The organism is Neobacillus fumarioli NBRC 102428, assembly GCF_001591485.1.
Lineage (GTDB): Bacteria > Bacillota > Bacilli > Bacillales > Cytobacillaceae > Neobacillus > Neobacillus fumarioli.
This window is the reverse complement of the sequence record NZ_BCUZ01000092.1, coordinates 1-10790: the sequence shown is the minus strand read 5'-3', so window position 1 is coordinate 10790 and position 10790 is coordinate 1. Positions and strand designations below refer to the sequence as shown.

Annotated in this window: 12 protein-coding genes and 1 pseudogene; 6 read left to right on the top strand and 7 right to left on the bottom strand. The window is 40.8% G+C overall.

Features of this window, described 5'->3' with window-relative positions:
* Positions 1-134: 134 nt before the first annotated feature.
* The 3 genes and pseudogenes from BFU02S_RS12085 (at position 135) to brfA (ending at position 2060) form a co-directional block, all read left to right on the top strand.
* Positions 135-560, top strand: a complete 426-nt coding sequence (locus BFU02S_RS12085) for a MarR family winged helix-turn-helix transcriptional regulator (RefSeq protein WP_066370940.1) — start codon at positions 135-137, stop codon at positions 558-560.
* 85 nt (positions 561-645) lie between these two features.
* Positions 646-1763 (top strand): annotated as a pseudogene (locus BFU02S_RS12080) (MFS transporter).
* Positions 1764-1838: 75 nt separating this feature from the next.
* Positions 1839-2060 (top strand): ribosome rescue factor BrfA, encoded by a 222-nt coding sequence (gene brfA, locus BFU02S_RS17830; RefSeq protein ID WP_066370938.1) that lies wholly within the window; start codon positions 1839-1841, stop codon positions 2058-2060.
* Here the strand turns inward: brfA and BFU02S_RS12070 are convergent.
* Both BFU02S_RS12070 and BFU02S_RS12065 read right to left on the bottom strand, forming a co-directional pair.
* Positions 2040-2906 carry an aldose epimerase family protein gene (locus tag BFU02S_RS12070; protein WP_066370937.1) on the bottom strand — a complete coding sequence of 289 codons (867 nt, stop codon included), beginning with the start codon at positions 2904-2906 and terminating at the stop codon, positions 2040-2042. The two genes, brfA and BFU02S_RS12070, sit on opposite strands and share 21 nt — an antisense overlap.
* Before the next feature lie 13 nt (positions 2907-2919).
* Positions 2920-3381: a MarR family winged helix-turn-helix transcriptional regulator gene (locus BFU02S_RS12065; RefSeq protein WP_066370935.1), complete on the bottom strand. Its 462-nt coding sequence runs from the start codon at positions 3379-3381 to the stop codon at positions 2920-2922.
* Between the two features lie 145 nt (positions 3382-3526).
* On the opposite strand from BFU02S_RS12065, the gene BFU02S_RS12060 reads away from it, so the two are divergent.
* Positions 3527-5041 carry an MDR family MFS transporter gene (locus BFU02S_RS12060; protein WP_066370932.1) on the top strand — a complete coding sequence of 505 codons (1515 nt, stop codon included), beginning with the start codon at positions 3527-3529 and terminating at the stop codon, positions 5039-5041.
* Between the two features lie 89 nt (positions 5042-5130).
* On the opposite strand, the gene BFU02S_RS12055 is transcribed toward BFU02S_RS12060, so the two are convergent.
* From BFU02S_RS12055 to BFU02S_RS16795, 4 genes are all read right to left on the bottom strand, one after another.
* Positions 5131-5529 carry a cytosolic protein gene (locus BFU02S_RS12055; protein ID WP_066370929.1) on the bottom strand — a complete coding sequence of 133 codons (399 nt, stop codon included), beginning with the start codon at positions 5527-5529 and terminating at the stop codon, positions 5131-5133.
* A 93-nt stretch (positions 5530-5622) separates the two neighbouring features.
* Positions 5623-6561 (bottom strand): magnesium transporter CorA family protein, encoded by a 939-nt coding sequence (locus tag BFU02S_RS12050; RefSeq protein ID WP_066370927.1) that lies wholly within the window; start codon positions 6559-6561, stop codon positions 5623-5625.
* A 207-nt stretch (positions 6562-6768) separates the two neighbouring features.
* Entirely contained in the window at positions 6769-7656 is an 888-nt protein-coding gene (locus tag BFU02S_RS12045) for a cation diffusion facilitator family transporter (RefSeq protein ID WP_084361099.1), read from the bottom strand.
* Between the two features lie 68 nt (positions 7657-7724).
* On the bottom strand, positions 7725-7871 hold the full coding sequence (locus tag BFU02S_RS16795; protein WP_157075924.1) for a hypothetical protein: 147 nt from the start codon (positions 7869-7871) through the stop codon (positions 7725-7727).
* Positions 7872-7966: 95 nt separating this feature from the next.
* Between BFU02S_RS16795 and BFU02S_RS16440 the strand changes: the two genes are divergently transcribed.
* Complete coding sequence (locus tag BFU02S_RS16440) at positions 7967-8131, top strand: YozQ family protein (RefSeq protein ID WP_084361098.1); 165 nt, start codon at positions 7967-7969, stop codon at positions 8129-8131.
* Between the two features lie 44 nt (positions 8132-8175).
* On the opposite strand, the gene BFU02S_RS12040 is transcribed toward BFU02S_RS16440, so the two are convergent.
* Complete coding sequence (locus BFU02S_RS12040; protein ID WP_066370918.1) at positions 8176-8931, bottom strand: TraR/DksA C4-type zinc finger protein; 756 nt, start codon at positions 8929-8931, stop codon at positions 8176-8178.
* Between the two features lie 319 nt (positions 8932-9250).
* Between BFU02S_RS12040 and BFU02S_RS12035 the strand changes: the two genes are divergently transcribed.
* Positions 9251-10600, top strand: a complete 1350-nt coding sequence (locus BFU02S_RS12035; RefSeq protein ID WP_066370915.1) for an amino acid permease — start codon at positions 9251-9253, stop codon at positions 10598-10600.
* Positions 10601-10790 lie beyond the last annotated feature (190 nt).

The following is a 10790-nucleotide window of genomic DNA, read 5'->3' as shown; positions in this document are numbered from 1 at the left end:
ATTCAATAATATTATTATATTTCTAAATCAACACTTCTCACGATCAATACATTTCCTGCAACAATCCTTGACAATTACTTAAAATCGGCATATATTTACCTAGGTAATTAATTTGTATCCGGAGTGACCTTTTTATGCCAGACCATCAATTACTTCATACTCTGCATCAACTTTCACGCCATCTTACCAATAAACTCAACGAAGCATTAAAACCGATGGGATTGTACGGTTCACAGTGGTCCGTGATTTTTGTTTTAAAAAAGAAAGGCTCTTTAACCCAAAAAGAGCTTTGCGACTATTTATTTGTTGAGGCGCCGCCGATGACACGCACGATTCAGCGACTTGTGAAACAAGGCTATGTCATTCAGGTGCCCGGACGGGATAAACGTGAAAAGTACGTTCAATTAACGGAAAAAGCATTAACTGAATACCCAAAATGGGAGCAGGCGGTAACGGAAATGAATCAATCCGTATTAAAATCCCTTCCGGAAACCTTACAAAAAGAACTATTTAAAATACAAAACACGTGGCTCGAGCAGCTTCTAAAAGGAGAGGATTAAATGGAGAACCCAAAATTGTGGACGAAAGACTTTATCAGCATCTCGTTAAGTAACTTTTTCGTCTTTTTTACTTTTTATATTTTGCTTGTCACACTTCCTTCTTTACGCAATAGATGATTTACATAGCAGTGCGTCCGAGGCCGGATTGATGTCAACTATCTTCCTCTTGTCAGCCATTATTTCCCGGCCGATTGCCGGACAGTGGATGGAACGGGCCGGGCATAAAAAAATGTTATTAATCGCCGTGATGCTATTTGCGGGTGCCTCTATCTTTTACTTTTTTCCAAGACAATTACCGGCTTCTTGTTCATCCGCCTGTTACACGGTGTTGGATTTGGAATGGCAACGACTGCTATAGGGACCATTGTTGCTGACATCATTCCCGCTTCACGCCGGGGAGAAGGCATGGGATACTTTGTATTATCAACGAATATGGCGATGGTGTTAGGCCCGTTTGCCGGGTTAATGGCAATACAAAAATGGGGCCCGCATATGTTATTCACTCTTGCTATCATCGTGGCGATGGGTTCCTTGATTACCGGTTTGAGTGTCAAAGTGAACAGACAACAGCCAATTCAGGTGGAAGTGCGTTCTTCCTTTTCATTCCGCAGCCTAATTGAACCATCGGCGGTTCCAATCTCGACGGTCGGCAGTTTCTTGGCGATCGTTTATTCATCCTTGTTATCATTTGTATCGATTTATGCAGCACAAATTCACCTGGCTAGCGTTTCAAGTATATTCTTTGTCGTATATGCGGTTGTATTGTTAATTTCACGACCTTTTACGGGAAAATGGATTGATCAATACGGTCCTAACGTTATTACCTATCCATGTATTCTGCTTTTTGCGATCGGGATGTTTATATTAAGTCAAGCTGGCGGCGCTATTATGTTTCTGGTATCTGCCGGATTAATCGGTTTAGGCTGGGGAACCCTCTTCCCTACTTTCCAAACTATTGCCATCCAGGATGCAGAACCTAGAAAAAGAGGCATCGCTACAGCTACCTTTTTATCCATCTACGATACAGGAATAGCAATGGGATCATTGATTGTCGGAATAATCGCTGCAAAAATGGACTATAGTTCCCTATATTTTCTATTTTCTTTCTATGTGCTGATCGGTTTAGTGCTCTTTTACTTCCTTTACACAAGAAAACGGAAAGCTCCTGCGAAACAGGGGGAACAATTAAGCATCGAAAAATAACAGAAGGCTTGAGGACCATCCTGTATCCTCAGGCTTTTTTTTTAGTATATAATAAAATAAAGGAGTGAAAAGTTTATGGCAAAATCAAAAGCAAAAAAACTGCGAGAAAAGCTTGTCCGCGAAGGAAAAATGAACCCTGAATTAAAACGCAGCCCCTTTGTTTTTAGCGACATGCGCACCAGAATAACGAAATCAAAGAAAGATCATTTATACCAGTTTAAACATAAGAACCATTCATCCTGGGACGGGAATGATGGTTCTTTTATATTTCACGTCCTATTTCACTTCAATGGTTAAATTAGCTGTCAGTGTTTCGCCGGATGAAACCATCACCAATTCCTCTTTCCGATTCAGTTCACCCGTAAGCGCCATCCATGGCTCAACACAGACAAATTCCTGATCTTTTTCCGTCCATAAGACAATATATTTAAACTGATCGCTGTAAGATAATGTAATTTGTTTCTTTCGGTCCGGCAGTTCAAATGAAATATACTTTTTGCGGGCATCTAAAAGAGCGAAAGATTCTTTCTGACCCGTTAAATCCAATGATCCTTGAATTTCTTTTACTTTCATATCATTATAGTCGATATACGTTTTCGCATCGGTTTCGTAGGTTAAATCCTTAACCGATGTTCGAAAATATGGATGGAATCCGGGATACATCGGCATAGCTGCATCCGAAAGATTTCGATACTGCTGTTCAATGAGTAGATTTTGGTTTGTTACACGATATGTAAACACTAATTCAAAATCAAACGGGTATTCTTTTCTCGTTTCAGGATTGCTCTCCAGCCGGATGGTAATTGCCGCTTCATTTTCCTCTTGTTCCGTGTCAATGACCCCCCAAGGCTGATTTCTTGCTACCCCGTGGTTTTTCATTCTAAAGGTTTGCCCGTTCCACACATACTCCCCGCCATCAAGCTGACCGGAAATCGGAAACAGAATCGGAATCCCACCTCGGATATTTTTTCCGGGATCATATAAGGTTTCCTTGTTCAGAAAAAGAATTTCTTCTCCTCCAACTCCATAGCCGATAATAATTCCGCCCCGTTCCGGCACCACCCTTAGCCATGAACCGGCTTCCTTGTCGATGAGCTCATACACATCCAATTGGTGTTCTTTTGCAATATTTAGCTGGTACATTTCTTTCCCTCCATCATTCTTGGTTTTCTCGAATTTGTTTCTCATGGATGGCGATAGTTTTTTCAATAAAATCAATAATCAGCAATAACTCTTCTTCCGTATACTGTGCGCAAAGCTCTGCCATATCCATGCTGATTGAGGCATAATGCTCTTTAATTTCATTATGTCTTTCCTTAACGGGAACAATGATGACGCGGCGCCTGTCATTTGGGTCCTTTTCCCTCCTGACAAATCCGGCCTGCTCCAGCCGATCGATTAAAGCGGTAACCGAACCAGTACTCAAGCCGGTTATTTTCCCCAATTCTCCAGCAGTTAACGGGCCCGTCTCATTTAGTATGTCCGCAGTTTTAAAATCTGTAAGCACAACGCCAAGCGAATGGGCGGTTTTTTGTTGAAATAGAACCATCCTTGCGCTCAACTTACGGAGGCTCCTGATTAAATCCTTCAAGCGTTCAGGATGATTGGATAATGTCATTGACAGATTTCATCCTTCCTTTTAAAATGAATTTATCTTGATCATCAAGATAATTTTTCTCCATCATTCTAATTTATTTCGATTTATTAATCAATGGGGAAGGAGATAGGGGAGTTAGCAAATTTAATAATAAGGGAGAGGTTTTATGATTAAAAAAGATACAAATCTTAAGCCGGTTGTTGCTGGGCTCTTGCTTGGCATCCTCATGGCGGCCATGGATAATACGATTGTTGCGACAGCGATGCCCACCATCATTTCCGACCTTGGAGATTTTGATAAATACATTTGGGTAACCTCTGCTTATATGGTAGCCGTTATGGCAGGAATGCCGATATTCGGCAAGTTATCCGATATGTATGGCCGAAAACGTTTTTTTATGTTTGGCTTAATTGTTTTCTTGCTCGGTTCGATCCTTTGCGGTATTGCTCACAGCATTGTTCAGCTTAGTATTTATCGGGCGATTCAGGGAATTGGCGGCGGCGCCCTAATGCCAATCGCGTTTACGATTGTGTTTGATATTTTTCCGCCGGAAAATCGCGGTAAAATGACCGGACTCTTAGGGGCGGTCTTTGGTGCATCCAGCATTCTTGGGCCTTTATTGGGTGCCTACATTACAGATTATATTAGCTGGCACTGGATTTTCTATGTCAACGTGCCGATTGGAATTGTCTCGATCTTTCTTATTGTTACGTTCTATCATGAATCGATGCAGCATTCCAAGCAAAAAATCGACTGGTGGGGAGCCATTACTCTTGTTATTGCGGTTGTCAGTCTTATGTTTGCCCTTGAGCTTGGCGGCAAACAGTACGATTGGAATTCGGTGCAAATTATCAGCTTGTTTGTAAGCTTCTTTGTCTTTTTTGCCGTATTTTTCTTTGTCGAATTAAAGGCAGCGGAGCCGATTTTACCGCTTTGGCTGTTCAAACGACGGCTGTTTGCCGCTTCGCAAATTCTGGCCTTTTTATATGGAGCAACATTTATCATTCTAACCGTATTTATTCCGATTTTTGTTCAGGCTGTATATGGCGGGACGGCCAAAAATTCCGGGTTAATTTTAACCCCGATGATGCTTGGATCTGTCGCCGGAAGCTCCATAGGCGGAATATTCATGACGAAAACTTCTTACCGCAACTTGATGTTTGTTTCGGTTATATCCTATATATTAGGAATGGTTTTACTCGGCAGCATGACGGTTGACACTTCTCGCTGGCTTCTAACACTCTATATGATTCTTGTCGGATTTGGGGTCGGATTTTCCTTCTCGCTCCTGCCAACAGCATCGCTTCATAATTTAGAACCGCAATTCCGCGGAACGGCCAATTCAACGAACTCTTTTTTAAGGTCGTTTGGCATGACACTTGGGGTAACTATTTTCGGAACGATTCAAAGTAATCTGTTCACGGATAAGTTGAAAGATGCTTTTAAAGGAATGCCTGCTGCCGGCCATTTTAAAATGGGCAACCCGCAACAGATCTTTGAGGCCGATCAGCGTTCCAAAATTCCAAGTTTTATATTAGACAAAATTATTCACGCCATGTCGGATTCCATTACCCATACATTTTTACTTACGCTGATTCCAATTGCATTCATTGTAATTACGATCTTCTTTATGGGTAAAGCAAGAATTACTACACAAAGGAAAGCTCCTGTAAAAGGATAAAATGAAGCACTGGACCGCTTTTCGGTCCAGTGCTTTTTACTTGAAAAATTGCGCTAATCGTAGTAAGTACAAATCGTACAGCTTCTTTCTTAAACCTCCAGATCTCTGCCTTCTTCAACGATATGGAACAAAAGATGAGCCAAATGATGAATCGGACCGTATTCTTCCTCTTCTTCTTCATCAATTTCGTCGCTGAACTCCAGATCATTTAAATACAATGCGATGAATTCGTAAAAGTCACTTAACTGGAAGGCGTAGCAGGCGGATGGTTCCTCATTGTCCTCTTCATATTGCAACACCATATAGGAAACGGTTCCGTTAATATCTTCGGCATCGAAAAAGACGAAAAAGCCGATATTGGTGTCCAGCTCAAATAAATGTCTCGTGCCACCCGCTGTTGCTTTCTCGAAATCTTCCTGGTTTAACTTTTGAACCTGCATTGTATCGACATGATCTTCTTGATGAAAACTAACTACAAATGATTTCATCCTTATCCTCCTCTATAACCTCACATGCTAATAGTATTACCCACTTTGCGATAATCATTTCGAAAATTGAAAAAATCCCTGAAATAACAGGGATTAAAAATATTTCTTTTTCCAAAAAATTGTCGCGGTAACAGCCGATAAAATTCCACAAAGTAACAGAGTAATTAAAAAAGCGTGCGGGCTATGTTGGAATGGCAAATTGACATTCATTCCGTACAGGCTGAATACCATGGTTGGAAACGAAAGAATGATGGTGATGGAAGTTAGAAATTTCATCACGATGTTTAGATTATTCGAAATGATCGAGGCAAAACCGTTCATCATCCCCGTCAAAATGGTATGATACGTTTCCGCCATTTCGATTGCCTGTGTTTTTTCAATAATGACGTCTTCTAATAAATCTTTGTCTTCTTCATACATTTTTAAATAATTAAAACGCAGGATTTTATCAAGAACCACTTTGTTCGATTTCAATGAGGTGGTAAAGTAGATCAAACTTTTTTCTAAAGCAAGAAAGGAATACAGTTCTTTATTTTTTAACGATTCATGGACTTGCCGTTCAATATCGTTTGTTTTCTTGTTAATTTGTTTCAAGTACCGAAGATAAAAAGAAGATATAACAAATAATAGCTGAAGTGCAAAGCGTGTCTTTTTAAAAGTAAAAAATTCTTTTACCCGGTTTCTGCGAAATTCCTCAATAATCGGTGAATCTTTCAAGGAAACAGTGATCATATTTTCCTTTGTTTGAATAATCCCGATCGGAATGGTTTCATAGACTTCAAGTCCTGATTCATCCTGAACAACATAAGGAAAATCAACGATAATATAGACCCTGCCATCGTCCCGTTCAATCCTAGGCCGCTCTTCATCGTCCAAGGCATCTTTAATAATATCGATATCAATGCCGGCATCATTCGATACTCTAGCGATTTCCTCTGGTGTAGGGTCATAGATATTGACCCAGCAGCCTTTTGAAATGGTATCGACTTTTTCTAAAACCCTTGTTTCTGTACTTTTATATATCTCTAACATGCCAATCCTCCTCACTCTCTTCAAATGAGGAAGTTAATTACCTTCATGGAAGTTGATATTTGTGAAACTCCCTATAAAAGTCTGATTAACTTCCCCGTAACTGCCGGGGTCCGGATCTATGGAATAACTCAAAAATATCAACTCCCTCTGTATGTTTTTTGTCCAACTCCTATCATAACCGAAATTCGCTAAGTTCCAAACAGTTTTTTAATCATAATAAGGATTAAAGTGAATTAACACTTCGTCAATATTGTCATGATGGTCCATGAGCCTTGTTTTAATAGACTTTGCCAAATCATGGCCTTGCTTAATCGTTTTGGCATGATCAATGGCAATTCGTAAATCGACGATGACATAATGGCCGTGTTCTCTTGCCCGGATACGGTCAATCCGCTTTACATCAGGAAATTGCTGGATGATTGTCATATATTCCTGAAGTGTCTCTGTGTTAATGTTGCGCTCCAATAAAATGTCGAAAGCCTCCGCCAACATTTCTTTTGCGATTTTAAAAATTAAATATGCAACAAAAATACTGGCGATTTTATCACCATAAAAAAGAGGGGTGATGGAAAATTGCTCCCCGATAATAGAAACGAGAACCCCGATCGCAGCTGCAATGGATGCGACAATATCCGCTCTATGATCAAAAGCAATGGCTTCAATTGCCTTACTGTTATTCTTTTTGGCTGTTGCAAGAGAACTTCTGTATAAAATCATTTTTGCAATAAAAGAAAAAACAGCGACCCACATCGCCAACATGCTGGGTGATTCCACTGGATGGAAAAAACCGCTGACTCCCTCATATATAACGTAAATCGATACTTCAAATAGTAAGATCCCCACAATGCCGGAGACGATGACCTCTGCTTTCCCATGCCCATAGGGATGTTCCAGGTCGGCAGGTTTGTTGGAGATTTTGATGACCAAAACGACGAGCAGTGAGGCACATACATCTGCGGCGGAATGGATTCCATCCGCAAATACAGCATCACTATGGCCAAACCAGCCGATGATAATTTTCCCTAATGTGAGAATTATGTTACTGACTAAACTAATCCAGGCTACTTTTTTCGCCAATGTTTCTCTTAATTCCATGAAACCACCCTTAAAAATTCCTCTAGAAATCATAGCAAAAGCAGCCTATATTGGTCTAGAGGAAAAAGCTAAATTTTTCCGTTATAGCGCTCCTCTTCTTCCTCTTTTATCATTTCCATTTCCTCAAGCACAGATATTTTATTAATTTGATCATGGAGAAAATAAAAGGCTTGATCCAACTCCTCACGAGATGGAAAGGTATCTTTTTGATTCATCTGCAACATTCCCTTCAAAGTTTTATTTTGACAAGAGTAAACCCTAGTAAAAACGAAAAAAATACCGTTGTATTGAATACAAATGGAGGGATCACATGTTTAAAAAGAAAGTTAACCCTAAAAAAGAAGTTGCCGGAAGTTTTTATCACCCTAGTTATTATCATGAGGAAGATACATTGTCACAAGGACTGGCCACAACCCATGAGCAAGTAAGTGATGTCTATTCCGAAGGAGAAATTGGTGCCTCCAAGAATGAATGAACCGTCAGAAAACAGCTTTCTTTATGAAAGCTGTTTTCTTGTGGTCACTTATCATCATCAACATATGGATCATTTTCATAGGCCAGCAGGTCACCAAACGTTGTCATGATTCCTTCTTCGTCAAGTGCCTGTTCATAACGCTCATGCTGCGGATTCGGGTAGACGGTAATATTCTTCCCATACATATCATTGCCGACAAAATTTTCAAAGTTTTCCACATAGCCAATATTTTCATCTGATTCAATATAAATGTCCTGATAATCATTTTGCGGGAACGCCAAATCAGAAGGCGTTTCGGAAGTTCCCCATTCAGCAACTGCCTGCCATGAGTCTTCAGCATCAAAAGCCACATTCTCATCCTTCTCATCCATATCGAATTTCCCCCAAGGCGGCATTAATACCCATTCTTCAACTGGGCGTTCATGGGATTCAACCTTATCCGGACTATGTTCGATACAATACGTTGTGTTCGGCAATGCCTGCAATCGTTCCAATGGAATTTCTTTGCCGCATATTTCGCATCGTCCATATGTTCCATTTTCCATCGCTTCTAAGGCTTGATTGATATTCTTCAGCTCTAACTCATAATGCTCCTTTAAGGCTATATCCTTTTCACGTTCATAAAGATCCGACCCTTCGTCTGCTGGATGATTATCATAACTCGATAACTCCCCCATCGACTCATGGTAAAACCCGCGTTCTAATTGAAAATGTTCATTTTGCGTCAGATAGTTCTCCAATTCTTCTTTATCATTTAAAAGCTGCAAACGCAGCTCAGCAAGCTGCTCAGTTGATAGCATTGTATTAACCCCTTTGGTTTCGATTTTTTATTATTTTCGATAGATAAGCGGCCGATTATGTAATAAAAAAATAATTCCATTCCGCGGTTTCTGAATAAGAAAAGGGTCAGCGTATATCTTAACATTATACTGAAATGAAATGAGGGAATTCTGTGGTAAATGAAAACTTTTACAACTTTAAGCGCACGCAGCACAAAAGCTCCTATTTGGGAAATGAACGCAGGCCAAGAAACGCTGTAAATGATAAGGCATACAACAATCCATCCGATACAGATAAATCTCCTGGGGCAACAGGGTTCAACCGTTAAGGAGAAGTTTCATGAGACGTTCAAAGGCAGAGGAACATAACAAATTGAAATGGTGGCAGCTTTCTTTATTTGGAGTCGGTTGTACAATTGGAACAGGCTTCTTCCTTGGCTCGAGCTTGGCCATCAAGATGACAGGGCCTTCCATTTTAATCGATTTTGTTATTGCAGCTATTGGCACCTATTTTGTATTTGATGCCCTTTCGAAAATGACAGCACTAGAGCCACTTGAGGGAGGGTTTCGCTCTTATGCGAAAAAAGCGTTTGGCCGCTGGGCCGGTTTCTCAAGTGGCTGGACTTATTGGTGCTCTGAGGTGCTGATTGCGGGAAGCCAAATGACGGCGCTCGCAATTTTTTCACGATTTTGGTTTCCAAAGGTGCCGCTATGGCTGTTTGCAGCAGGATATGCCATATTAGGATTAGCGGTTATTGTAATTGGTGTTGGTGTATTGAATAAGTTAGAAAACATCCTGGCTGTATTAAAAATCGCCGCTATTTTCATGTTTGTGATGATTGCTCTCTTGGCGATATTTGGGGTCATTGATGGCAGCAGAGCCATTGAGTATCCAAACAGCCGTAAGGACTTTTTTCCGAATGGAATGACCGGGCTGTGGTCAGCTGTTATTTTTGCCTTTTATGCATTTGGCGGTATTGAAATCTTGGGCTTAATGGCGACCAAATTGCAAGACCCGAAAGAAGCGCCAAAAGCAGGAAGAGTCATGCTGTTTCTGCTAGTGTTCATCTATGTTCTTTCCATCGGACTTGCAGTTATGTTGGTGTCTTGGCATCAATTTAATGAGAAAGAAAGCCCGTTTGTTATTGCCTTGGATGCTTATCATCTTTCATTTGTTCCGCATGTTTTTAACGGTGCTTTAATTATTGCCGGTTTTTCGACCATGACTGCCTCCCTTTATGGAGTGACCAGCATTCTCGTTACACTTAGCGAGGAAGGGGATGCACCGCACAAGTTTTCAAAGAAAGGAAAGCTGAAGATTCCGCTTTCTACCCTGCTTCTCACAATGCTTGGCATTGCCGCTTCGGTCGTTACTGCCCTTTTAATGCCAGGCCACATTTACGAGTATATTACGACTGCCGCCGGGTTAATGCTTTTATATAATTGGATTTTTATTCTTGCTTCGTCCGGAAAAATTCTGAAGCCGGGTATTGGCGGCAAAATGAAATATTCTCTTGGAGCAGTGCTGATATTGATCGCCGTCAGCGGAACACTGTTCCACCGCTCAAGCAGGCCTGGCTTTTTTATCAGCTTGGCATTTATCGGGATTATTGGTGCAGTGACCGTGTTAATGAATCTGAAATGGAAGAAGAATGAGAAAAAAATGTGGAAGCCTTGGCCGACAGGGTAGGTGGATTATTGGCGGGGCGGCCTATCTATGCCGCTCCGGGGTATTATGTTTAAATCAATTAGGAGTTCTTGACTTATGCCAAGCGACCGTTCTTATTTCCCATCCGTTCTTGTACCTACTTCAAGTACTAATACCCTTGTTTGGAGCATGAAGACTCTTTCTTTTTGACTGATTCACGGGCCAATACCCT